Origin of the sequence: Cohnella sp. CFH 77786, from assembly GCF_019400745.1 — a bacterium.
Lineage (GTDB): Bacteria > Bacillota > Bacilli > Paenibacillales > Paenibacillaceae > Cohnella.
The window spans coordinates 1-25734 of sequence record NZ_WJIB01000015.1; the positions used below are offsets into that span (position 1 = coordinate 1).

15 protein-coding genes and 1 pseudogene are annotated in these 25734 nt (G+C 59.3%); 2 read left to right on the forward strand and 14 right to left on the reverse strand.

The features are described from left to right. Window positions 1–186, forward strand: a pseudogene (locus GE107_RS19975) (methyl-accepting chemotaxis protein); the annotation flags it as partial. Window positions 187–273: 87 nt separating this feature from the next. Here the strand turns inward: GE107_RS19975 and GE107_RS19980 are convergent. From GE107_RS19980 to GE107_RS20035, 12 genes are all read right to left on the reverse strand, one after another. After that, the gene (locus GE107_RS19980) at window positions 274–639 is read right to left on the reverse strand and encodes a response regulator (RefSeq protein WP_219641833.1); all 366 of its coding nucleotides are present in this window, start codon (window positions 637–639) and stop codon (window positions 274–276) included. Between the two features lie 130 nt (window positions 640–769). Next, complete coding sequence (locus GE107_RS19985; RefSeq protein WP_219641836.1) at window positions 770–1894, reverse strand: response regulator; 1125 nt, start codon at window positions 1892–1894, stop codon at window positions 770–772. Continuing rightward, window positions 1891–4914, reverse strand: a complete 3024-nt coding sequence (locus GE107_RS19990) for a hybrid sensor histidine kinase/response regulator (RefSeq protein WP_219641845.1) — start codon at window positions 4912–4914, stop codon at window positions 1891–1893. Before GE107_RS19990 ends, GE107_RS19985 begins: the two co-directional genes overlap by 4 nt. 198 nt (window positions 4915–5112) lie before the next feature. Further along, window positions 5113–6741 carry a chaperonin GroEL gene (groL, locus tag GE107_RS19995; protein WP_219641847.1) on the reverse strand — a complete coding sequence of 543 codons (1629 nt, stop codon included), beginning with the start codon at window positions 6739–6741 and terminating at the stop codon, window positions 5113–5115. 78 nt (window positions 6742–6819) lie between these two features. Continuing rightward, a complete protein-coding gene (gene groES, locus GE107_RS20000; RefSeq protein ID WP_219641850.1) occupies window positions 6820–7104 on the reverse strand; it encodes a co-chaperone GroES in 285 nt (94 codons plus the stop codon). A gap of 212 nt (window positions 7105–7316) precedes the next feature. Beyond that, the gene (locus tag GE107_RS20005; RefSeq protein ID WP_219641853.1) at window positions 7317–8582 is read right to left on the reverse strand and encodes a methyl-accepting chemotaxis protein; all 1266 of its coding nucleotides are present in this window, start codon (window positions 8580–8582) and stop codon (window positions 7317–7319) included. Between the two features lie 278 nt (window positions 8583–8860). Further along, a complete protein-coding gene (gene tatC, locus GE107_RS20010) occupies window positions 8861–9646 on the reverse strand; it encodes a twin-arginine translocase subunit TatC (protein WP_219641856.1) in 786 nt (261 codons plus the stop codon). Between the two features lie 1638 nt (window positions 9647–11284). After that, complete coding sequence (locus tag GE107_RS20015) at window positions 11285–11518, reverse strand: twin-arginine translocase TatA/TatE family subunit (RefSeq protein WP_219641859.1); 234 nt, start codon at window positions 11516–11518, stop codon at window positions 11285–11287. 48 nt (window positions 11519–11566) lie between these two features. After that, window positions 11567–12619, reverse strand: coding sequence for a molybdopterin-binding protein (locus GE107_RS20020; protein ID WP_219641865.1), 1053 nt, complete (start codon window positions 12617–12619; stop codon window positions 11567–11569). Continuing rightward, window positions 12616–13110, reverse strand: a complete 495-nt coding sequence (locus GE107_RS20025; protein WP_219641868.1) for a MogA/MoaB family molybdenum cofactor biosynthesis protein — start codon at window positions 13108–13110, stop codon at window positions 12616–12618. Before GE107_RS20025 ends, GE107_RS20020 begins: the two co-directional genes overlap by 4 nt. A gap of 310 nt (window positions 13111–13420) precedes the next feature. Next, window positions 13421–13906 carry a cyclic pyranopterin monophosphate synthase MoaC gene (gene moaC, locus GE107_RS20030; RefSeq protein ID WP_219641871.1) on the reverse strand — a complete coding sequence of 162 codons (486 nt, stop codon included), beginning with the start codon at window positions 13904–13906 and terminating at the stop codon, window positions 13421–13423. Beyond that, window positions 13906–14538, reverse strand: coding sequence for a 5-formyltetrahydrofolate cyclo-ligase (locus GE107_RS20035; RefSeq protein ID WP_219641875.1), 633 nt, complete (start codon window positions 14536–14538; stop codon window positions 13906–13908). Before GE107_RS20035 ends, moaC begins: the two co-directional genes overlap by 1 nt. A 230-nt stretch (window positions 14539–14768) precedes the next feature. Between GE107_RS20035 and GE107_RS20040 the strand changes: the two genes are divergently transcribed. Then, window positions 14769–16727: an ABC-F family ATP-binding cassette domain-containing protein gene (locus tag GE107_RS20040; protein ID WP_219641879.1), complete on the forward strand. Its 1959-nt coding sequence runs from the start codon at window positions 14769–14771 to the stop codon at window positions 16725–16727. Window positions 16728–17167: 440 nt separating this feature from the next. Here GE107_RS20040 and GE107_RS20045 read toward each other — a convergent pair whose 3' ends face one another. Together GE107_RS20045 and GE107_RS20050 are read right to left on the reverse strand one after the other, a co-directional pair. Beyond that, window positions 17168–22462, reverse strand: coding sequence for a GLUG motif-containing protein (locus GE107_RS20045; RefSeq protein WP_219641882.1), 5295 nt, complete (start codon window positions 22460–22462; stop codon window positions 17168–17170). A 1209-nt stretch (window positions 22463–23671) separates the two neighbouring features. Beyond that, window positions 23672–25249 carry a 2-isopropylmalate synthase gene (locus GE107_RS20050; RefSeq protein ID WP_255570693.1) on the reverse strand — a complete coding sequence of 526 codons (1578 nt, stop codon included), beginning with the start codon at window positions 25247–25249 and terminating at the stop codon, window positions 23672–23674. Between the last annotated feature and the right edge of the window lie 485 nt (window positions 25250–25734).

Below are 25734 nucleotides of genomic sequence, written 5' to 3' on the forward strand. Positions count from 1 at the left end.
GAGGAAGTTCTCGCCAGCATGGAGCAAGCGTCTTCCTCGGCTCGGGAGATTTCAGGCAAGGCGCAGAACGTCGCGTCCGCCACGGAACAGCAGCTCGCCCTTACGGAGAACATCGCCAAAGCCTCCGAACAGCTCGCGGAAATCGTAACGGAGTTGAACGAATCGATGAATTCTTTTAAAGTATAGCCGCGCTAACTCAGCTTACGTCCTTGCCCCGACAACAAGAACCGCACTCCTGCGAGGGAGTGCGGTTCTTGTTCATGCCGCGCGGCGCTATCCTTCCGAGACGGCTTTATTGACGGCTTCCAGCACGCGGCTGCTCTGGAACGGCTTCACGATAAAATCTTTCGCTCCGTTCTGGATGGCTTCCAGGATCATTTGTCTCTGACCGACGGCCGAACACATGATCACCTTCGCCGCGGCATCGAACCCGCGAATCCTTTTCAGTGCCTCCACTCCTTCCATGACCGGCATCGTAATGTCCATCGTGACCAAGTCCGGCCGGTACGTTTTGTATTTCTCGACGGCATCTTCTCCGTCGGATGCTTCGGTAACGACTTCATGTCCTCCCTGCGTCAGGATCTCCCTTAGCATTGCCCTCAGAAACGCTGCATCGTCCACGATCATGATTCTCGCCATTCCCCGAAGTCCTCCCGTCAACACGCCACGTTCGCTCGTCCGAATTCCCTTACATTACCATACCATTGTAAGGGCTTCGACTGAACAAATGCTGAACGGACGGCACGGCCTCGGACAAGACGCTGAAGCTTCAGACGGATGCCCTCATAGCCGACCATCGGTCATACCACTCGGCGATTCCGCGTTCCGGCTGCATCCCCAGCTCTTCCTCCAGCGTCCGCTTCAATTTGGCGTATTGATTTTTGACCTCCATGGTGTTCCCGATTTTGTCGTAGGATCTCATCAGGGCCAGATAACAGGCCTCCCACACGGGAAACCGTTCCTGGATGGACTGGTACAGGCGGATTGCGTCCCCCGTCAATCCGACCCGCTCAAGCCGGGCCGCTTGATCGGAAGCGAGCTGCAGCCATTTGATCCTCAGCCGCTCCCTCTCGTTCTCCGACCACAGATACCCTTCGGCCTGCAGGTAGTCGCCCCGGTAGCCGTCCAAGAGCAGCCGATACAGTTGGCCTTCGTCCCCGAAGGCGGACGCCCGGTCTATCTCCGCCTCCCACAACTCGATATCCAGACCGATTTCCGACAGCTCCACGCGGTAACGCCCGCCTGCATACACGATTTGGACGGGAAGCTCGGCTGCCTTCAAAGATTGCCGGATTTGATAGACGGTCGTGTGCAGATTGGCCATCGCCTTATCGATATCCAAATCCGACCAAAGCAGATCCTGGAGATGCTCCTTGGATACCGCCAGGTCTCTCGTATGAACCAAGTAAGCAAACAATTCCTTCGCTTTCGAAGTCCTCCACGGGATATCGGCGAATTTCCCCTTCCCGTCCGCGGTCCCCAAGTCGTGCATCAGGCAAAGTACCGGCATCGGCTCCGTCTTGACGGCTTGCGGCACGGGGCGGTGTTGGCGCAATCTCTCGAGCGTGATCTCGAGCCGCCCTGCCCGCACCGGTTTGACCAAGTAATCGGCGGCCGCGATATCGAATGCCTTGACGGCGTATTGGTCGTAGGCCGTCACGAATACGACCGCTAGCCCCGGATCGCGGGTTTGCAGCCGGGCAGCCAATTCCAGGCCGTTCATGCCCGGCATGTCGATGTCGACGAAAGCCGCGTCCACTCCCTGCCCGAGCTCCGGAACCAAGGCATCGAGCGGGTTCTGGCAGGCTGCGGCGATCTCCGCACCCAGACGTTTCAACATACGGACCATGCTCTCCAGCGCGAGCGGCTCGTCATCGACGACGATCACCTTCATGCGGTTTCCTCCTTGCCTTGCGTGATCGGGATCCGGAAGCTGACTTCCGTCCCTTCTCCTTCCGCGCTGTCGATCGACAAGCCGGAGCCGTAAACGCTGGTAAGCCTCCGGTTGACGTTCACCAAGCCGATGCCCGAGCGGTAGGTGCCGTCGAGAATGGCGGCTTTCTTGAGCGGCGGAATTCCCACCCCGTTGTCGCGAACGGAGATCCGGACGACCCCTGCCGTCTCCACCACCTCGATATGGATCCGTCCCCCTTCGAGCCTCCCCAGCACCCCGTGGCGAAGGGCGTTCTCTACGATCGGCTGGATCGTGAGCGGCGGAAGGGAGAAGGAAACCGATTCGGCCAAGGAGGTCGTGATGTGAATCCGGGAGCCGAACCGGGCTTTCTCGATGTTCAGGTACGATTGCACCAAACTCCACTCCTTATCGAACGGGATTTGGCGATCCAGGTTGAGCAGATCGAAGGATCCCTGCAAGTAGCTGCCGAAATCGGCGAGCAGATCGCGGGTGCGATCCGGATCGACTTCGCTCAGGCTCGCGATCGTGTTGAGCGTATTATAGAGAAAATGGGGTTTGATTTGGGCCTGGATGAGCGCCATCTCGATGTCGAGCCGCTCCCGGATCGATTGCTTCATGCGCAGCAGGATCCGCGTCCGCGCCAGAAATTCGGATGCCTTGAACGGCTTGGTCACGTAATCGTTGGCGCCGGCGTCGAAACCGACGAGCAGGAACGCCGGCTGGCTGCGCGCCGTCAGGAACAGGACCGGAAGATCGTAGAACGAATGGCGCTCGCGGATTTTGCGGCACAGGTCGTAGCCCGACAGGTACGGCAGCATCGTCTCGAGGATGATCAAATCCCAACCGGCTTCCGTCTCGATGAGTCTCAGCGCCTCGTTCCCGTCCGTAAGCGCCGTGACATCGAGCTTCTCCTGCGCGAGGAGGTCGAACATGACGCGCAGGCAGACGGGATCGTCATCTACCACAAGCACGCGCCCAGCTTCCGGAACGGAGTGGCGCCAGATCTCTTCCTTCTCCGGGAACTCTCGGCCTGCAGCCGTTTCCGGCAGCGGCGTCCACGGGCCGGCAGCCGCCTTCTCTTCTTGGCCGGCAGGCAGCCGGAACGCCATGCGGAGCTCCGAATCCGCCTCCGTTACGCTTAATTGGCTGCCGTGCAGCCTCAGCAGCTTGCGGCTGATGTCCAGGCTGAAATCGGCCGCCTCGGCCTGCGCCCGTTCATGCGCACACCTGTCTCCGTTTCCTTGGGCAAAGACGCTGAGCTCCGCGAAGCCAGGCTGCTCGGCTTTCTCCGCCGTGACGACGACCGCCCCGCGGGCCCCCCATTTGACCGCGTAATGGAACAAATGGAACAGAACCTGCATGAGCCGGTGCTCGTCCGCCATGACCGGGGGAAAAGCCGGGTCCACCCGGTTGTCGAACCGGACCGCGCGGCCGTCGTTCAAATACCGCATGACGTCCGACACCCCGCCGACCAGCATGCGGATGTCGACCTGCCGGGGCTCCAGCGCCAGAACCCCTTCGTTCAGCTTGGACAAGTCCAGCATGTCGCCCACCAAATGCAATAATCGCCGGCCGGTGGCGAGCAGGAGGGATAGGCGTTCCGTATGCCGTTCCCCGAGGTTATCATCGTTCAGCATCGTTTGCGCGATGTTGATCATTCCGTGCAACGGAAGGCGAAGCTCGTGGGAGGCCGTGGCGAGAAAGTCGTTTTTCAGCCGGTCGGCGACGATCAGCCGTTTGGATAACGACTCCACCTCCCGTACTTCGCTGAAAAACCGTTTGGCAATAACGAACGCCATGTTGACCACGAAGACGATTTTCTCGACCGGAGGGAATCCGCGCATGGAGACGAACCCCAGATAATAAAGCCCTTGAAAGAGGCCTACGTATACGATGCAGCAAACCGCGATCAGCGAGTAAAGCGAATCCGTGGTTCTCGCGAGGAACTCTTTGACCAGAATGTAGACGATCACGCCGACGAGAAGCATGTCGAACCCATAGAGGTACAACTCGAATTCGGAGAAGAAGGAAACCTCGGTGAACGAATCGATCGCGAGGAAAACGACCGAACCGGCAGCGGCTGTCTTCATCATCCAAGGCCGGGCGTGCTGGGGATACATCCACCGGATGAACCCGAGCAGACAAGTGAACAGAACGGACGAGGGGAGCAGCTGCAGCTTGGTTTGCGTCTGGTATCCCAAATCCGGAAACATCCAAAATAGCAGCCTTTCGTTATGAGTCAGCCAGAACAGGAGAGACATCCAGAAAAACAGACTGAAATACAGGAGCTCGCGTCGCTTTCTTTGGAAGAAATAGAGCATGAGGAAAAACAGTCCGCTGATGAGGAACAAGCCCATCAAGACGGCATTCTGACCGACCTGAAGCAGGTTTCTTCGCTCCACGGCCTCATGCGTTCCGAAAACGATCTGTTGGAAAAGGCCTCCCTTGCGGGCATACTCGAAGTTGGCCGCCTGCAGCACCAATTCGACTCGGTCGCCTTTCGCCGTAAACGCGGCCGAGTAAGGCATGACCTCCGGAGTTGTCTCCGCGCGCGAGGTACCGGGGCGGCCGCTGCCGCCGACTCTCTGCCCGTTCGCGAACAAAGCGTTTGCCGTGCGGATAATCGAGGTTTGGACGGCGTAATTCCGTTCGTCCCCTTTTCCGTTTTCCGGCAGCCGGATTTCAAGCCGGTAGGTCCCGTAGCCGAACGGGGAGCCGAAGATGCCGTCCCAAGACCCGGGAACCCGGATCATTCGCTTCTCCCGTTCCGGAAACGTTTCCCCCGGCCGGATCAGCTTGCCCGGATAGAACGCCCATTCGCCTGTGAGCGAGATGACTCCATTCGACTCGGGATCCCAGCCTCTCAAATCCAGAATTCCGTCCACGGCTTTCGGATCGGATGCATGCGCCGTCATTCCCCAAGCGACCCGCAGCGCGATCAGCCCGAGGAACGCCGCGGCTACCGCTATCAGCTTCCACTTCATTTCCGTCCATCGCATGGCCGTATCCGCTCTCCGTCTCCGACATCTTTCCCAGAATGGCTCCCGCGATCGCAGGGCCATTCCTTTATTTTACCTTTTCCATTCGACATTTTTCGAGGTAACCCTTTTATTGCCGAAACAAAAAAAGGACTTTGCCGAGGTTCCCCCTGGCAAAGTCCTTGGAGCGGGAGGCGCGGATCGCGCCGCCTGCGGGTCTTACATCATGTCCATGCCGCCCATGCCGCCCGGCATGCCGCCCGGAGCCGCTTTTTCCTTCTCCGGCTTGTCGGCGATGACCGCTTCGGTCGTCAGGAACATGGCCGCAACGGAAGCCGCGTTCTGCAGCGCATAGCGGGTTACTTTCACCGGATCGATGATGCCGGCCTCGAACATGTTCACCCATTCGCCGGTAGCGGCGTTGTAACCCGTGCCGATCGATTCCTTCTTCAGGCGCTCAACGATGACGGAGCCTTCTTGTCCGGCGTTGGCCGCGATCGTGCGGATCGGCTCTTCCAACGCGCGAAGCACGATGTTGACGCCCGTTTTCTCGTCGCCTTCCGCTTGAACGGCCGAAACGGCGCCGTATACGTTCACGAGGGCGGTACCGCCGCCGGAAACGATGCCTTCTTCAACGGCAGCGCGGGTTGCGTTCAGAGCGTCTTCGATGCGCAGCTTGCGCTCTTTGAGCTCGGTCTCGGTAGCGGCGCCGACCTTGATGACGGCTACGCCGCCGGCCAGCTTGGCGAGGCGCTCTTGCAGCTTCTCGCGGTCGAAGTCGGAAGTCGTTTCCTCGATTTGCGCTTTGATTTGCGTAACGCGAGCATCGATGTCGGCTTTGTTGCCTGCGCCGTCGACGATGATCGTGTTTTCTTTGTTGACGCGGATTTGGCGGGCGGAACCGAGCTGCTGCACCGTGGTGGCTTTCAGTTCCAGACCGAGCTCTTCCGTGATGACCGTGCCGCCCGTAAGAGCCGCGATATCTTGCAGCATCGCTTTGCGGCGGTCTCCGAAGCCCGGCGCTTTAACGCCTACGCAAGTGAACGTGCCGCGCAGACGGTTGACGAGAAGGGTAGCCAGAGCTTCGCCTTCGATGTCTTCCGCGATGATGAGGAGCTGTTTGCCCGTTTGGACGACTTTCTCGAGCACCGGCAGAATCTCTTGGATGTTGGAGATTTTCTTGTCGGTGATCAGGATGTACGGGTTGTCGAGCACGGCTTCCATTTTGTCGGTGTCCGTGATCATGTAAGGCGAGAGGTAACCGCGGTCGAACTGCATGCCTTCCACGACTTCCAGCTCGGTTTGGAATCCCTTGGATTCTTCGACGGTGATGACGCCGTCCTTGCCGACTTTCTCCATCGCGTCGGCGATCAGTTGGCCGACTTCGTCGTCCGCAGCGGAGATCGCGGCGACTTGCGCGATGTTGTTGCGGCCTTCGACTTGCTTGGAGATCGTTTTCAGCTGCTCGACGGCCGCCTTAACGGCTTTGTCGATGCCTTTGCGCACGACCATCGGGTTGGCGCCGGCGGTTACGTTTTTGAGGCCTTCGCGGATCATCGCTTGGGCGAGAACGGTAGCCGTCGTCGTACCGTCGCCGGCTACGTCGTTCGTTTTGGTCGCGACTTCTTTGACCAGCTGCGCGCCCATGTTTTCGAAAGCGTCCTCGAGCTCGATTTCTTTCGCGATCGTAACGCCGTCGTTCGTGATCAGCGGAGAGCCGAATTTCTTCTCCAGCACGACGTTGCGGCCTTTCGGTCCAAGCGTCACCTTAACGGCATTCGCCAGGGCGTCGACCCCGCGGAGCATCGCGCGGCGCGCGTCTTCGCTAAACTTGATTTCTTTCGCCATCGTAAGTAACCTCCTTGATTTCAAGAACTGATAGCCGCCGCTGCGGCAAAGTGTTCCTTATGTGCTCGGCCGAATCGATCAGCCGACGATTGCGTGGATGTCGCTTTCTTTCATAATCAAGTACTCTTTGCCTTCGTACTTGATTTCCGTTCCCGCATACTTGGAGAACAGAACGCGGTCGCCTTCTTTGACTTCAAGCGCGATGCGCTGTCCGTCTTTGTTCACCGTTCCGCTTCCTACCGCCACGACTTTGCCTTCTTGCGGCTTCTCTTTTGCCGTGTCCGGCAGAACGATGCCGCTAGCCGTCTTCTCTTCCTTGGCGATCGCTTCGACCAGTACGCGGTCTCCCAAAGGTCTGATCATGAAAATAGCCTCCTTCTGAATCAAGTAAAGGGATTGTTTTTGGATTGTTAGCACTCGATCGATTCAAGTGCTAATAACCATTTCTTATGATACTGATTTTGTTTCCGGTTTTCAAGCCCCCGAAGGCAAAAAAAAGAAAAGGACCCGCATCTGCTGCGGGTCCTGCTCCGAGCGGCATATGTAGAAGGTTTGCCCAATCGGGAGGCATCCATTCACGTCTTGAAGTTTCCGACCAGGCCTTTGAGACGGGTGGCCATGCTGTACAGATTATCGGCGGTTTTCGCCATCTCTTCGGTCGAAGACAACTGCTGCTCCGTCATGGCCGACACTTGCTCCGTGAAGGAAGCCGTTTCCTCGGTAATGCGGGCGATATCCTGAATCGATTGGACGACGGAGGCGCTGCCCGCTGTCATCTGCTCGACGGAAGCGGCAACCTCGAGGAAGCTCCCGCTCAAGCGCGACACGCTGCCGACGATTTCCCGGAACGTCTCTTCCGCGTTCTTCATGCCCGCGACGGTCGTGAACACTTGGCCGGCGCTTTGCTCGAACATCGTCGCTGCCTTCTCGATATCGCCGGACATCGCTTCCAGCGTATCCCCGATCTGAACGGCGGATTGCTGCGTCTGGTCGGCGAGCTTCCGGATTTCCCCGGCGACGACGGCGAAGCCCCGTCCGTGTTCGCCGGCGCGGGCGGCCTCGATCGCCGCGTTGAGAGCGAGCAGGTTCGTCTGGTTGGATACCTCCGAGATGTATCCGATGACTTCGCGCACTTGCTCGGACTTGTGGCTCAAACCGCGTACCGTCTCTTGCAACGACCGGAACGCGATTTCGACCTGCGCGATTTCCTCCGAATTGGCCCGGAGCAGTTCGGAGCCTTCTTCCGCGCGGACGCGCGTCGTCTGCGCGGCGTCGGAGACGCCGGTCGTCGTGGCGGCGATCTGATTCAAGCCGTCCTGCGTTTCCTGCATCACGGCGGTGATTTCCTGGGATTGCGCCACCTGCGTCTCGGAGCCGGAAGCCACTTTTTCGACCGCTTTGGCGACTTCGCTGCTCACCCGCGCGTTCTCGTCGGCACCTTGCTTCAATTGTATGGAAGCCGCGGCAAGCTCCGCCGTACTCTCGCGCAGCTCTTTCATCATTTTCTGCAAGCCGTCCAGCAGGCTGTTGGCCGCATTCGCCAATTCGCCGACCTCGTCGGACGAACGGACGTGGATCCTGCGCGTCAAGTCGCCGCCGGAAGAAGCGATATTCTTCAAAGCCGAGGTCACATGGCCTACCGAGTCCGTGATGTTGCGGCCGATGGATAGGAAAATGAAAGCGGACATGCCGATCAAGATGGCGAAAATGACGGCTGTTTCGATGAAAACGGTCGTTTCGTCCTTCAGATGCGGAAACAGCAGGATCATCGCCAAGATCAATAAAACGACGTTGACTCCGAATCCGATCAAAAATTTCTGACGCAGTGACAGATTGCGCATCTTTCGTCTCCTCCCGGAATAAGGACCCTATGTAAGCCTTTTCGAAACCAAGTGTACCATAATTTCTCCCGCCCGAATATCGAAAAATGACGGATGCTGGACGGAGGCCGCGAATATCGGCGCATATCAAGTCCCCCAAAAGTGACGCAAAGCTCTGAAGCTTATTCCGACAGTTCCGGGGTCCCCGAGTCAGGAATCGGAATGTGCTTCAAAAGCTGCCTTCACTTTTTGGGGCAACATCAGGCCTCCGGTGACCCAATCGGCCAGCTTTGCCGCTGTCAATCGTCCTCCAGGTCCAATGCCGCTTCCCTTGCCATTCGGGCGGCGATCCTCTTGCGGTAGGCCGCCATGGACAGCATGACGCTGAATTCGTACAGCACGATCAGCGGAACGGCGACGAGCATGTCCGAGATGACGTCGGGAGGCGTGATCGTCACCCCGATGACGCACATGACGAACCACGCCAGACGCCGCATTTTCCGCAGGATTTGCGGATTGAGAATGCCGATCCGCGTGAGGAACATGATGACGAGCGGCAGCTCGAACAGGAGCGAGATCGGAATCAGCAGATTGAACAGGAACGAGAAATATTGGGACAGCCCGTACGTCTGCTTCAGGCCCATATTCACCGTCACTCTTTCGGTAAAATAATAGGCCATCGGAAACACGACGAAGTAGGCAAACGATAAGCCGATCAGGAACATCGCGAGCGCGCCGGGGATGTATCGGAGCGTCGCCCGCTGCTCCCTTTTTCCAAGGGCGGGCTTGACGAAGGCCCATAATTGGTAGAAGGCGAAAGGAATCGCGACGACCAAGGAGATCAAAAACGCGAACTTCATGTAGAGGCTGATCGCGTCCCACGGGGAAAACGCGTTAAGCTCCAGGTTGTCTGCGGGAGCGGCGGCAACCAGGTAGTCGAACAGCGGCTCCGCGCCGAACAAACCGCCGACCATGCCGGCTGCGAACACGATAAGCGAGTACACGACTCGCCTGCGCAGCTCGCCGATATGCTCCCATACCGACATGCCGTCGTCTTCGGGGACGGAATCGGGTCGTTGCACCATGGGGACCTCCTGAAAATGTTCATTTTACGTGAGGCATTGGCGGATCTCATCTGGAGTAGCGAGAGGGGCGGAACCGGCCTCCCGGCGTAAACCACCGCAACGTCGCTCAGCGCGCACGTTAAGCCGGTCTCGCAGGCTTAAACTCCGCCATCCGTCGCTCAGCGCGCATGTTAAGCCGGTCTCGCCGCCTTAAACTCCGCTATCCGTCGCTTATCGCGCACGTTAAGCCGGTCTCGCAGGCTTAAACCACCGCAACCGTCGCTCAGCGCGCACGTTAAGCCGGTCTCGCAGGCTTAAACCACCGCAACCGTCGCTCAGCGCGCACGCTAAGCCGGTCTCGCAGGCTTAAACCACCGCAACCGTCGCTCAGCGCGCACGTTAAGCCGGTCTCGCAGGCTTAAACCACCGCAACCGTCGCTCATCGCGCACGTTCAGCCGGTCTCGCAGGCTTAAACTACCGCAACCATCGCTCAGCGCGCACGTTAAGCCGGTCTCGCAGGCTTAAACTCCGCCATCCGTCGCTCAGCGCGCACGTTAAGCCGGTCTCGCAGGCTTAAACCACCGCAACCGTCGCTCATCGCGCACGTTAAGCCGGTCTCGCTTGCGTCAACCCCGCCTGCGGATGCAGGGTAGGTAGACGGGGTCATTAACGAAGATGGGATAGGACGAGCAGCGGAATACCGTCCGTTCTCGCCTGCCTCCTCCAACGAGCGTTCAACCAAGTTGAACAGTAAACCGTCCATTTCGAACAGATTAACGTTTTTGGAGATCATTCAGATAAACGATTTCATATCCAATCTGAATCACGAAGAAAACGCCTGGCGGTGTCTTGACCGGCATCCGCCATGTAAAGGGTACCGAATTAAGTTCTGCAAAGTCATGAATTCCTAGAAATGTCTTAACGATAGGGTACCGTTGTTGGGATACCATCCGGTTATCGCAGTTTCTCGAAATCGCATGCCGGATTCGCCCGGCCGGTCAACTTTAGAGGGAAAACCTCCCTCTAATTCCGATCATTTCGCGGATTCGGGATATTTAGAGGGAAAACCTCCCACTAATATCGTTGAAAAACTTCAACTGAGGGGATATAGCCGGAATTAGAGGGAGGTTTTCCTTCTAATTCATGCGCGTGTGGCCATTAGGCAGAAATAGAGGGCAGTTTTCCCTTTAATCCCCTTGAATGCGCGACAGCCGACCCATCTGAGGAGGCACCACCCAGGTCGAGGCGTGTGGCCATTAGGCAGAAATAGAGGGCAGTTTTCCCTTTAATCCCCTTGAATGCGCGACAGCCGACCCATCTGAGGAGGCACCACCCAGATCGAGACCTGCCGAAATCAGATGCCGGGACTGAGTGGGGATGCAAAAATAATTTCACGCCGATCTTGTCCATCTTCTCATCCAAAGGACAGATAGTAGTCAGAAATAAAGACTCCGGAAGTACTACAGTGTTCATAACACGGAAGACACAACCTATAAATCACGAAATCCGCTCCGCAAGATGAAAAGAACATCAACGGGAGCGCGAGTCCCGTAAACGGCTACCTTCTTGCTTCCCCAATACCACTCGTTGGAAACTTATAATACCTATCATGCGAACAAAGGCGGCTGCGCATGCAGCCGCCCTTGCGCATTTCCGGATTACTCCGGAAGACGCCGTTCCGTGGCCGGTTGTTGTTCCTTCTCCTGCGGAGAAACGTCCACCCGGCGGGCGCTCCGGTCCTCATTGTCGTCCATCAGGTCGTTCGCACCCTTCTTGAATTCCCGCAGCGTTCGGCCGAAAGCCCTGCCCAGCTCTGGCAGCTTGTTCGGACCGAACAGCAGCAAGGCAATCAGGACCAGCAAAATAATCCCCGATACGCCAATACCGCCCATGCTACTCACTCCCATTCCGATGGATAGAAATCCGTAACGATTCACCGCTCAGCGGTGCAATCCGCCATATCCCATGCCTACGATGTCGTCGCGCGTGATCGTGTCTCCAGCCAGCACGCGGGGCAGCAGCACGTCGAACGAAGTGTAAGGATCGTGCATCACGCAGCCCGGCAGGCCGAAGATCGGCACGCCTTCCAAGTAGCCGAACAGCAGCATGGACCCCGGAAGCATCGGCGTCCCGTAGCTGACGATGTCCGTGCCGGCCGCGGCGATCGCGCCGGGCGTCCGGTCGTCTGGGTCGACGGACATGCCGCCTGACACCAATATCATATCATACCCTTGGTCCAGGAAATAGCGAATTTCCTTGACAATTGTTTGTCGGTCGTCCGGCGCGAACCGCTGCTCCGACAGCTCCGAGCCGAGCGCCTCCAGCTTGCTTGCCACGGCAGGCCCGAACTTGTCGGCGATCCGTCCGGAGAACACCTCGCTGCCGGTCGTTAGCAGTCCCGCGCGCAGCCGCCGGAGCGGCCTTACGGCAAGCGGTGACCGTCCGCGGTTCTCCGCCCGGTAACGCTCCGCGATCCGCTCCACCTCGCGGACCTTCGCTTCCGGGACGATCAGCGGAATGGCACGTGTCGCCGCCAAAGCTTCGCCAGGCCGGACGACGCGATGGTTCGTCACGGTCGCCAGCGCGATTTCGCCGACAGCGTTGACCGCGTCGACCACTTCCCGCGCGATCACGGCCAGTCCGGCGATTTCCGACTTGACAGCAACTTTTCCCTCATGGGGCTCTCCGCAGACCGCGTGTTCCCCGGCGAGCGCCGCGGCCATCCGGAGCGCCGCGTCGTCCTCGTGCAGGTCGCCTTCCCCCAGCTCGATGGCGTACAGATGTTCCTTGCCGATATCCTTCAACTTAGGGATATCCTCCTCGGCGACGCGGTGCCCCTTGCGAAACAAACGTCCCTTGAACGTGCCCGGCAGGATCTGCGTCAAGTCGTGGGCAAGCACCATGCCGACCGCGTCCTCCACCTTCACTTCGCGCAGAACCGAGGAACCGATAACGGTCGTACCGGTCGGCAGGCCGGATTCCGGTTTCGTCATACCCTCGTCTCCTTCTTCGGGCCGGATACCTGCGCGAGCGCCTCCGGCAGCAAATCCATGACCGGCATGAGATGGTCGTTCACGCCCTTCGGCTCGCCCGGCAAATTGACGATCAAAGTCCGGCCCCGGATAGCGCACAATCCCCGGAAAAGCACGTTGGTCCGCGACTTGGCGACCGCCGCCGCGCGCATCGCTTCCGCCAGTCCCGGCACGACCCGGTCCGCCACCATCAGCGTCGCTTCCGGAGTGACATCCCGGAAACCGAGCCCGATGCCTCCCGTCGTCAGGATCAGATCGGCCTGGTAATAGTCCGCCATCTCGATGAGCGCGGCCCGGATTTCATCCTGCTCGTCGGGAACGACGCGGTAATCGATAATATCGCCGCCAAGCTCCTCCTCCACCAGCTCCCGGATGACTTGCGCGCTCGTATCCTCGCGTTCTCCCCTGGCCCCTTTGTCGCTGGCCGACAACAGCGCGACTTTCCAACGCATCTTCAATCCCTCCGCTCCCATGAGTTCACGTCCAAGCAGCATGCCGACTCCCAACGCTGCCTCTGTCCCCGTTCTCCCTGCAATTCCTGCAATTCCTGCAATTCCCCTGCAGTCCTGCAGTCCTGCATCCCTGCAATTCCTGCAATTCCTGCAATTCCTGCAATTCCCCTGCAGTCCTGCAGTCCTGCATCCCTGCAATTCCTGCATTCCCTGCATACCCTATAGCCCCTGCAATCCCTGCATTCCCTATAGCCCCTGCAATCCCTGCATTCCGTGTCTACCTTTGGTCCGGCCTATCTGCCGAATCCGATCACCCGGCGCTGTAATCCCCGTTTTTGCCGCCGGTTTTCGCAAGGAGCCTCACCTGGCCGATGATCATGTCCTTCTGAATCGCCTTGCACATGTCGTAAACGGTGAGCGCCGCGGCGGTCACCGCCGTGAGCGCCTCCATCTCCACGCCGGTGCGGCCCGTCGTTTTCACCTCGGCCGTGATCGTCAGCTCGTCCGCGCCGTTGTCCTCGAACCGCACGTTCACCCCGGTGAGCGGCAGCGGGTGGCACATCGGAATCCAATCGGACGTTTTCTTCGCCGCCTGAATGCCCGCCACCTGGGCGACGGCGAGCACGTCCCCCTTCGCCACGGTCCCTTCGCGGATGCGCTGCAGCGTCTCCGGCGCCATCTTCACCTTCGCCTCGGCCGCGGCCGTTCTGGCCGTGACCGGTTTGTCGCTGACGTCCACCATGACCGCCCGGCCTTGTTCATTAAAATGCGTGAGTCGATCCGGCGTTCTTTCCATTATCGTCCCTCCCTCTTGAGCCAAATGATGCCTTCGTCGGTCGCCACCGCGTCCAGGGCCAAATCGTGGGGCTCCATGGGCAGCGGTTCCGTCACCAACTGCGGGGACAAGGCGAAACCGATCCACAAAATGCGCGCGTTTCCCCGCTCCGATTCGGCGGCAAACAACCGATCGTAGTATCCGCCGCCGTAACCGAGCCTGCCCCCGTCGCGATGGAACGCCAGCCCCGGCACCAGAACCGCGTCCGGCGCACGATCCGCGGGCAGCGCCGCGGTCCGGGAAGGATCCGGCTCCGGAACGCTCCACTTGCCGGTCCGCCAATCGTCCGGTTCGCGCACGATGCGCCATTCCAACGCGCTGTCCCGGATCAGGGGGGCCGCCACGGTGTCCCCGGCTTCCCAGCATGTCCGGACAAGCGCATACGGGTCGGCTTCCGACCGGAAGGCAGCATACGCGCCGACCGTCAAGGTGCGGCCGAGCCGGCTCCGCAGCGGCGCCAGCACTTCCCGTTCCACGTTGGCGCACAGCCGTTCCGACATGCGGACCCGGTCATCTGACGGCAACGCGTCCCTGACGGCCGCCATCGCGCGGCGCCGTTCCGTTTTCGACCTGTTGCTCCACTCCGTACCCACCGCGTACCTCCGCTTTCGAAGTCAGGCCCCGTTTTGAAAACCCGTGAAAATATAGTTCAAGTGTATCATTACACCAGCGTTTCCGCCAAGATTCCGATCTCCGGAACCTGACGCCTCCCGCGATCTCCCTTTGGACGGTCGCCGGGATTTACGGTAAACTGGGTGTTGCGGTCTTCTTCTATGATCTTTCGATCTGCTCAGAGATTTTCCTTGATTCGGAGGGAGTTTCCTTGCTTCTTCAAGCATCCGGCATTCATAAATATTACGGAACGACCCCCGTGCTTACGGGGGTATCCATCCAAGTAGGCGAGCGGGACCGCATCGGACTCGTCGGGGCGAACGGCGCGGGCAAATCCACGTTTCTGCGCATTCTCGCGGGCGAGCTCCAGGCGGACACCGGATCGGTCTCCAAAGCCAAAGACCTGCGCATCGGTTATTTGGCGCAGAACGGCGGACTGCAGGGTCACCGCACGATCATGGAAGAGATGACATCGGCATTCGGCCCCCTGCTGGAGCAAGAGAAAGCGCTCCAAGCGATGGAAACCCGCATTGCCGATCCCGCGGAGCAGGAAGACGCGGTCCGCTACGCTTCCCTTCTCGCCCAGTATTCCGATCTGGCCGAACGGTTCCGCGAGGCCGGAGGCTACGAAATGAACAACCGGATCCGCAGCGTGCTGCACGGCATGGGCTTCGGCGATTTCGATCCGGCGACTGAGGTCTCCTCCCTCAGCGGCGGACAGCGAACGCGCCTGGCGCTCGCCCGCCTTCTGCTCGTGCAGCCTGACCTGCTCCTCTTAGACGAGCCGACGAACCACCTGGACATCGATACGCTGGGCTGGCTGGAGCAGTATTTGCGGACGTATTCCGGCGCGATGGTCATCGTCTCCCACGACCGTTATTTCCTTGACGCCACCGTGACCGCGATCGTGGAAATCGAGCGGCACACGGCCACCCGGTACACCGGCAACTACACTAGGTTCATGGACCTGAAAGCCGCGGATTTCGCGCAGAAGGTCAAGCTCTTCGAACAGCAGCGCAAAGAAATCGCTCGAATGGAGGAGTTCGTGCAGCGGAACATTGCCCGCGCTTCGACGACCCGCCGCGCCCAGAGCCGGCGGAACGCGCTGGAGCGAATCGAGCGGCTGGAGAAGCCCGGCGCCTTGAGGGGCGCCAGCTTCTCCTTCACCACGGAACGGCGCAGCGGCAAGGATGTGCTTCAGGTGTACGACGCTTCCGCGGCCCCTTCGCCGAATATGCCGCCTTTGTTTCGGGAAGTCTCGCTCGAGGTCAAAAGAGGGGAGCGCCTGGCTCTTCTCGGGCCGAACGGCGTCGGCAAAACGACGCTTCTCCGCGCTCTGGTCGGCAGCCTCGAGCTTCGGTCCGGCTCGATCCGCTGGGGAGCGGGCGTCTCCCTCGGTTACTATGACCAGGAGCAGCGCGAATTGAACCCGGGCAACACGGTGCTGGAAGAGGTGTGGAGCTCTTATCCGCATAAAGCGGAAGCGGAAATCCGCACCGTGCTCGGCAATTTCTTGTTCAGCGGCGACGACGTCAAGAAAACGGTCGGATCCCTGAGCGGCGGCGAAAAAGCGCGAGTCGCGCTCTCCAAGCTGATGCTGAAGCAAGCCAACGTGCTCGTGCTCGACGAACCCACGAACCATCTGGACCTCATGAGCCGCGAAGTGCTGGAGGCCGCGCTGGAGGAATACGACGGGACGCTGCTGTTCGTCTCCCATGACCGTTATTTCCTGAACCGGATCGCGGATCGCATCGTGGAGCTCCATCCGGGCGGTACCGTGAACTATTTGGGCAACTATGACGACTTGCTGCAGAAAAAAAGAGAGCTTGCGGAGTGGGACGCGGGATCCGGCTCGATTGGCGGCCCGTCTGCCCGTCCATCCAGCGGCGCTCCCGACGCTTCAACCGGTTCCTCCGCCCCGGTGACGGATTACGCCGCGGAGAAGCAGGCCAAACGCGAAGAGCGGGCGCGCACCCGCAAGCGGGAGCAGGCCGAGGAGGAGATCGCCCGGCTGGAAGCGGAAATCGCGGCGCTGGAAGAACAAATGGCCTCGCCCGAGGTGAGCACCGATTACGTGCTCCTCCGGGAGAAGCAGACGCAAGCGGACGCGCTCCGCCCGAAGCTGGAAGAGGCTTATGCCGCCTGGGAAGCCCTTATGGACCAAGCATAAACGGCGATAACCGGCTTAGCCGTCCTTCCGCGAAAGGTGAAACGTTATCCACTCCGATATCCACAGCTTGCCCCGAACGGAAATTGTCCCGGCTCGACCGCCTCGGACGAAAAAACCGTAAAGGGGCAAGCTTTTTTACACCCCGTGAACATTTCCCTTCACTTTTCCACCATTTCGTCCCCATTATCCACAAAATCCACAGCCGGCCTGTGAAAAACTCATTCGATTTTCACGAAACAACTTCCCCTACGCTCCCAACGGATTCACAGAGTTCTCCACACTATGCACATGGGGTGTGGATAAGTTTGTCCACATGATGCTCCGGACTTCCCAACATTTCCGAATCGCCCTATCGCGCGAATGCAGGACAGACGGAAAACGCCTGACCCGCGAGGGTCAGGCGTTTGTGCATGGCGTCGTCTTCGGTAAGTCGTTTCGCATTAATTGATGAAGTTCAAATGCTGGAGCATTCGTCTCAGTATAGATGCAGCTTGCGCGCGGGTCGCGTATTGTTTCGGCGCAAACGTCGTATCCGTCATGCCCTGGATCAGGTTGTTCGAAACGGCCTGCGCTGCGGCGCCTTCAGCCCAGCCCGAGATGTCGGAGCGGTCGGAGAAACCGTTCAGCGCATCCCCGTCCGCTTGCGCTTCTTCGCCGGCCAACTTCAGCGCCTTCGCGATCATGACGGCCATCTGCTCGCGGGTGATGCTTGCATTCGGCCGGAAGGTCCCATCCTCGTACCCGCTGATCAAGCCTGCCTTCTGCGCCGCTCCCGCCGCGCCGGCAAACCAGTCCGTCTCCTTTACATCCGTATATGGACGTTCCGGCAGCGTTCCCGGCAGCCCGAGCGAACGGACGAGCAGCGCCGTGAACTCGGCACGGGTAATCGTTCTATCCGGCGCGTACGATCCATCCGTCATTCCTTCCACGATCCGCTTGTTCGCCAGCAGCTCCACATCGTCTTTCGCCCAATGTCCCTTCAAGTCATCGAACGTTTGGTCGGATTCAATTACGGTATACGCGCTGTTGTGCGGCGAACGGATCACGGCTTGCGCGGTCCTGCCGCCGTTCGGGAAGACGGACGGCACGAAGTGCAGGCGATGCTCCGAATCGACCCATACGGCCGTCGCCTTGCCGGGATCCGCGGGAGTTGTCAGGCTTACGCTGCGGTCCACGTACCATTCATCAAAATCCGTCATTTCTTTGCCATTGATCGAAAGGGCGAATTCGATCGGGCGGTCCAGCAGCGGTTTCGCCCCCTCCTTGCCTGTTTCGGCATCCACCGCGTCGCCCAGCGCATCGGACACGGTCCCGATTCTGACGCTGATGACCGCCGCCTTCGGGGCTTTCCGGATGACTTTGACCGGAAGGTTGTAGGTAGCTCCGTTAACCCTGATCTCCAATTCGGCTTCGGGCTGCTTGTCCATCGCCTCCAACAGCGCGCTTGCCGGCATGTTCACGTTGACCACGGGGTTGACGCTTTCGATGTCCAGCGGTACGCTCGGCGATGTCGACGCAGCAAAGGCTTCCACGAACGGTTCGGCATCGATCGTCACGTGAGTGGTTTTCCGACCGTCGGGCGCGGTTTCTTCCGTCACTTTGCCGACGATCTCGAGGCCGCCCAGCCTGATCTTAGTCCCTCCGGCCGGCGTTTCGCCGACCGTGCCGCCCGTGCGCGGGGATTCGCTGCCGGTTCGCGGCGATTCGCCCGTCGAAGGTTGACTCGCCTCGGCTTCTCTCGTCAACGTCACCGTGTACTTTTTCTGCGTGCCTTCCAGTGCGGTTACGACGACTTCGATCTTGTTGACGCCTACCTTCAGCGGAATCCCCGGAGACTCCGTTCCGCTCGTCAGAGCGAGCGGTCCCGCCGTCCGCGATCCGGCGCTGTCGAAGGCGCTTGCCGTAACGGCCGAACGGTCGTCGATCGCGCTGGCGGTCACCTTGACGGCCGTTACTCCGTTCGCCACGTTCGCCTTATAGTCAAACACGGAAGCGCTGAAATCCGGGCTAAGCTTGCCGCTCGACAAGGTGAACCCGCTCAAATCGCTGCTTACCCGCACAGCCGACACCGTGTACGTCTTCTCCGTCCCGTCCTTTGCCGTTATGGACACCCGGATCGTCGAATCGCCTTTCTCGCTGAGAAGCAGCGCTGAAGACGCCGATCCGCTCGTCAACGATTCGGGTCCGTCGATCAGCGTTCCTTCATTGTCGTATACACTCGCCGTCACGCTTGCGCTGCCGGCCGACAGTGTCGGCGTGATCCGGATGCCGCCGGTGCCGTCCGCTACGTATGCCGTGTAGCTCGATACGTTCGAAGCAAACGCCGGACTGAGCTTGCCGCTCGACAAGGCGAATCCGCTCAAGCTCGCGTCGTTGTCCGCCCCCCGCAGGAACGGATAACCTCCGTTGATGTCCGGGTCGATCCCCCATCGCAAATCGAAATCCCATTCCGGGTAAGCAGAGCGGTCTCTCATCGCGGATGACGACAAGGGAATCCCTTTGCCGATATCCTGAAGCCCCGTTTCGTCCGTGTCATAGTAACTGTCTTCGATCGTCCCCCCATTTTGGACTCCTGCGAAGCCGCCGGTTTTCGTTGCATCCTGTCCTTCCACTTTTGCCGCAGCGTAGCTGTTCCGGATTTTCCCGAAAAAGTTGTTGCCCGCCAACCCGCCGACCGTAGAATTGCCCTTCACCCTTCCGGTCGCATAGGCGAAGCTGACCGTTCCATTCTCGTTGGAACCGACCAAGCCGCCCGCTGCCGCAGTGGTTGCCGTCACGGTCGACATGGCGTAACTTCCGCTGATTTTCCCGAAATCGTTCCGGCCCGCGAGACCGCCGACAACCAGGCCGCCGGATACGTTTCCCGAAGCATAGCTGTCGCTGACGGTGCCTTTGTTGGAGCCGACCAGGCCGCCAACGTAATTGCCTCCGGTCACGCTGCCCGATACATAGCTGCGGCTGATCGCTCCGCTGTTATAACCTGCCAGGCCGCCTGTATAGTCGGCGCCCGCTACCGTCACGTTTTTCAGCCCCAAATTCGTAATCGAGGCGGTTTCTCCTGCGTATCCGAACAATCCCCGGTAATTGGCGTAGCTTCCGACGTTCAGCCCCGTGATCGTATGGCCGCCGCCGTCCAGGCTGCCGCGGAAAGGATCTGCGGCCGTTCCGATCGGCGTCCAATTGCCATAGCCGCTAAGGTCGATATCCGCCGTCAGCTTGTAGTGGACGCCCGAATCCATACGATATCGAATCGCGTCCAACCCGGCAGCCGTTGCGATCAAATACGGATCGTTCGCAGTGCCCGTTCCTGCATCCATCTGATTGAAATCGCCCGGCTCCAAGGTAATCAGAGAAAATTTCACGATCGCATTGCCGCCGTCCGCCTCGTAAACTCCGATGTATTTCATGTTGACGGCATCCGCGGCGCTGATGTCGGCACCGGAGTCGTAAGCAAGCGCGGACTCGGGAACGAGATCGCCCGGCTGCGGAGTCGCGATCTTGTCCGGCGATACCAGGATGGACAGACGGTTGCCTTCGCCGACCGAAGCGATGACGGAAGTCGTCCCCTTCCGGCTGCCGGGAACCACCACGGCATGCAAGTCCTCCATCAGGGGAAACGCCAGCAAATACGGGTAACCGTCGTTCACCGACGGATCCATGCCCCAGACGATTTCAAAATCCCAATTCGAGTAAGTGGCCCGATCTTTCATCTCCGCTGGGGATTTGGCGCCGCTGCTCGCGCTTGATTGCCCCGTGGATTCGTAGTCGTAGTAACTATTCACGACGGTGCCTTCATTCCGCCCGGCCAGGCCGCCCGTATTCCCGCTGCCGGACACGTTTCCGACGGCGTAGCTGTTGCTGATGCTTCCGTTCTTCAAGTAACCGACCAAGCCGCCCTCATTCACGTCGCCGTTGCCTTTCACGTCAGCAGCGGCATAGCTGTTGAGGATTGAGCTGAACTCGGCGAGACCGGCCAGACCGCCTGCGTTCCCCGTCCCGTTTACGCTTCCTGCGGCGAAGCTGCCGGCGATCGTTCCTCCCAAGTGGTAGCCTTCCAAGCCGCCTACCCGATAAACGCCCGTCACCTGCCCCATGACGCTGCTGTCGATGATATTACCGTTATTGTTGTAGCCCGCCAATCCTCCTACATCGTTGCGGCCCGTCACTTGGATGTTTTGCAGCCTCACGTTGCGGATGACGGAATTGTAGCTGAGATAGCCGAATAGTCCGATATAATCGGTTTCCGGGCGGTCTATGGACAAGTTCGAGATCGTATACCCGCTGCCGTCGAAGTTCCCCGCAAATCGCTTCGTTTCGTTTCCGATCGGGAGCCAGTTTTCATAGCCGCTTAAATCGATATCCGCCGTCAATTGGTAATAGATGTCCGTGCCCAAATGGTTTCGGACCGCGTCAAGCTGGGAAGCGTTCGATATCAAATACGGCGAGATCGATGTCCCTTTGCCTCCCGCAAACTCGTTGATATTGGCTCCGGTCAGCGTAATGAGCGCAAACCGGACGACTTGATCCGAAGCGTTCGCTTCATATACGCCAACGTATTTGTTGGCAGAGACGTCCACTCCGACGATATCGGCACCGGACGAGTACGGGTTTGCCGTCTCGGGAACGGAGCTGCCGGTTGAAGGCGCCTTAATTGGGCTGGCGGATACCCGCACGGCCAGATGGTTCCCTTCGTCGACCGAGGCGGTCACAGCCGTCGATCCTGCCTGGCTTCCCGGGGCTGCCGAAACGATCAATTCCGGAGCCAACGGCGTAAAGGGCAAATACGGATATCCGTCGTTGACCTCCGGGTCGATCTCCCATACCGTTCCGAACTCCCACCCCGAAAACGTAGCCGCATTCTTCATGTCCGAAGTCGAAGCCGGGAGACCGGCCCCTGTATCCGGTTGTCCGGATATCCCCGCGTCAAAGTAACTGTTGCTGACGATTGCGCCGTCGATATTCCAGCCAACCAAACCGCCGGTAGTTCCGGCCGAGGTTACGCTTGCCGCCGCGTAGCTGTTGTAGATCGCTCCGTTGTTTCCGCCGTCATTTAAGCCCACCAAGCCGCCTACGCTGCTGGCACTCGAAATGCTGCCTACCGCGTAACTGTTGCGGACGGTGCCGTAATTTCCTCCGACCAAACCGCCGGTATAGAACTTGGCGCCGGAAACGGTCGCAGCGGCATAGCTTTTGCTTACGGTTCCCCCATTCGCCCCTACCATGCCGCCCACATTGCTGAAGCCCGACACGCTTCCTTTGACATAACAATTGCTGATTGTTCCTTGATAAATGTAACCCGCTAAGCCGCCCGTATAATAGTTACCTTGGACGCTCACTTCTTCCAGGCCCAAATTGGTCACGGAACCGCCGTAAAGCATTCCGAACAACCCGATGAAATCCGAAGACGGCTTTGCCAGGGTCAACTTGGAGACGACATGATTGTTGCCGTCGAGATTCCCCTGAAAAGGCGCGGTCAAATCCGCTCCGATCGGATTCCAATCCGGATAGCCGCTGAGGTCGATATCCGACGTCAGCTTGAAATAGAGGCCCGCGGCGACATAATTCCTTACAGCATCCAATTGGGCCGCGGTTGCGATCAAATAGGGATCGCCGGCCGTGCCCGATCCCCCTGCAAACGGGCTGTCCGCATACGCTTTGTTTAGCCGAAACCCGGCCGCTGTTTGAAAAATCAGCAGGAGAATCAGCACCCATGCGACGGATCTCGATTTGTTCATGTTGGTCCCTCCATCAACGGATGAATTGCTATTGTCGAATCTTGCAACCTCATTCTAGGGGAATCCCCGTACAGGAGACACCTGACTAAAGTGGGGGATTGCCATTTTTTCTTCGTCCGGGTGAGCGGATGTACGGATGGCGCCTGGGGTGTGGGTGTGGTTGGTCGGTGAGGTGGGTGGTGCATGAGACTTGAGGATCAAGGTGGCACGGGACGTGGGGTGGTGCAGGGGGCGAACATGAGCGGATTTTCTATTTACTGCTTGCAACTAAGAGCCAAAATACGGTTTTTTTCCAAATTCCCGTTAATTCGGCAACCTAAAGACCAAAATACAATTAGCTGCCGAGATTACGGCGAAAGATCGTGTTTTTTAACAAGAGTAATTGTATTTTGGTTCTTACCCCTCTCATTTCGCCATTTTTTTTAATTTTAGTTGTATTTCAGCTCTTAACATCTCCGTGCTAAAAATGAAGCCATTGGTCGAATGGTGCGCGGGTAGAGTTAAGGTGTTTAAGGTGGTGAATTCATTTAAAGTGGTTGACAGAGGGGCAGCGGCGAGAGTTACGTCGGTCTGGCCCGCTTAATGTGGTTGGAGGGTCGAAGGTGACGAGAGTTACGTCGGTCTGTCCCGCTTAATGTGATTGGAGGGTCGAAGGTGGCGAGAGTTACGTCGGTCTGGCCCGCTTAATGTGGTTGGAGGGTCGAAGGTGGCGAGAGTTACGTCGGTCTGGCCCGCTTAATGTGGTTGGAGGGTCGAAGGTGGCGAGAGTTACGTCGGTCTGGCCCGCTTAATGTGGTTGGAGGGTCGAAGGTGACGAGAGTTACGTCGGTCTGGCCCGCTTAACGTGGTTGGAGGGTCGAAGGTGACGAGAGTTACGTCGGTCTGGCCCGCTTAACGTGGTTGGAGGGTTGAAGGTGACGAGAGTTACGTCGGTCTGGCCCACTTATAGTGGTTGGCGATCGAGTACGTATGAGAGTGCGGGTGCGGAGGCGGTTTTAATTGCGGAGAGCGGCAAAAAAATAGCGTTCGGATGGGAACCCAACCGAACGCTAATCTCGAGGCGGACGACTTCGACGGCTCCGCCAGCCGCATCCTCGGCTGATTTCGTCGGCTCTGTCTTCTGCTGCGATTTCGACAACTCAACCCCACAGCGATCTATCCCTGCGGATTCTACGTCTTAGCATGCCTCTACCCTGGCAATCCCGCGCCTCAGACCGCCGCTTCCTTGGCCGGGTTCGCCCGCCCGCTCAACACGACGCTGTTGCACGCGGACACGTACGCCCGGGCGGCCGCCAGGATGATGTCCTGGTGGATCGCCGTCCCTTGGTACCGCTGGCCTCCGTACTGGACGGTCACGACAGCTTCCCCGAAGGCGCCTTCCCCCGTGGACAAGGAGTGCAGCTCCAGGTCCTCGAACTCGGCTTCCACCGGCACGGCCTGCCGGATGCAGTGGATGACCGCTTCCAGCGGTCCTTCGCCGGAGGCGGCGAAGGTCCCTTCGGTACCGTCCTCGGCTCTCCGCACGGTCACCGAAGCGATGCGGGAGCGCTGGGAGCCGGCCAGCACCTGCAGGTCGACCAGCGCATACGGCTCCGCCGCGGAATCCGTCGATTCGCCGACCAGCTGGAGCAGCACGTCGTCGGTGATGATTTTCTGCTCGTCGGCCTTCGCCTTGAATCGAGCGTACAGATCTTCCAGCTCGCCGTCCTCCAGCCGAAAGCCGTATTCGGCGATTCGGTGCTTGATCGCGTGGCGGCCGGAATGCTTCCCGAGGACGATCATGCTGCGCGGAATGCCCATCGCTTCGGGATCCATGATTTCGTAGGTATTGCGGTTCTTGAGCAGGCCGTCCTGGTGGATGCCGGACTCGTGCTGGAACGCGTTGCGTCCGACGATCGGCTTGTTGTAGGCGATCGGAAAATGCATGGTGCGGCTCACGAGGCGGGACGTTTCGTAAATCTCGCCCGGGTTAATGCCCGTCTCGACCCCGATGGAATCGCCCCTCGTTTGAATGGCCATCACCAGCTCCTCCAGCGAGCAGTTGCCCGCGCGCTCTCCGATTCCGTTCACGCACACTTCGACCTGCGTGACGCCGTGCCGGATGGCGGCCAAGCTGTTCGCGACGGCCAGCCCCAGATCGTTATGGCAGTGCGTGCTGTATGCCACCGTGTCCCCGCCCCGCACGTTCTGGCGGATCCGCGTGAACATCGGGCCGAACTCCTCCGGCAGCGCATAGCCCATCGTGTCCGGCACGTTGATAATCGAGGCGCCCTCGTCGATCGCCGATTCGATGACGCGGAACAGGAATTCCTCGCTCGCACGGGAGGCATCCATCGGCGAAAACTCGATTTCGTCGACGAACTGCTTGCCGTACGCCACCATTTCCCGCAATACGCGGATGACTTCGTCCTGCGTCTTGCGCAGCTGAAAGTCGAGATGGATCTGGGACGACGAGATGAACAGGTGCAAGCGGCGCCGGGCGGCGTCCCGCGTGGCGGCGACGGCAGCGTCGATGTCCGCTTTCACGCAGCGGGCGAAGCCGGAGATCTCCACTCCCTGCAGTTCGCGGGAGATTTGCTGGATCGCCTGGAATTCGCCCGGGCTGGAAATCGCGAAGCCGGGCTCGATGACGTCGACGCCCAGGCGGGCGAGCTGGCGGGCAATGACGATTTTCTGCTCGGGTTTGATCGAAGCTCCCGGCGCCTGTTCTCCGTCGCGGAGCGTCGTATCGAAAATGCGGATGCGGCGTTTGGAGCCGTTGCTTTCGTTATTCGTGTTCATGGTCATGGGAAAATCCCCCTTCGAATGGTGGAATGGCTCCGGAGACGGCAAAAAGCCCGCCGTCTCCATCAAACGCTAGAGACGACGGGCTTGCAGGCCGCCGCGGTACCACTCTGCTTGGAGGTTTCGTCTTCCGGTTGACGAAACGATTCTCCCTCTCTTGCCCGGTTCACGCCGTCCGGACGGCGTAAACCCGGCGTCGCCCTTTATCGGGGGCCAGCCGTAACGGGATACTCCGGCCGTCCGGACCGCCGCTCGCGCGACGCCTTCCTGCCATTCTCCCGTTCCGCTCCCGGACGAGTTCGGATGCCCTTTCGGCTGCGTCGCACCGACCCGCAGCTCTCTGTCTGGAACCCCGCAAAGTGACGATAAGCGCTGTGCTTATTCCGATCACTTTGCGGGGGCCCCATTTTCCTAGGCTCTTCCTACTGCTTCCGTTCATCGCGTTGGATATGGAAAGCGCGGCGGGCCGGACAAACAATAAAGCCCGC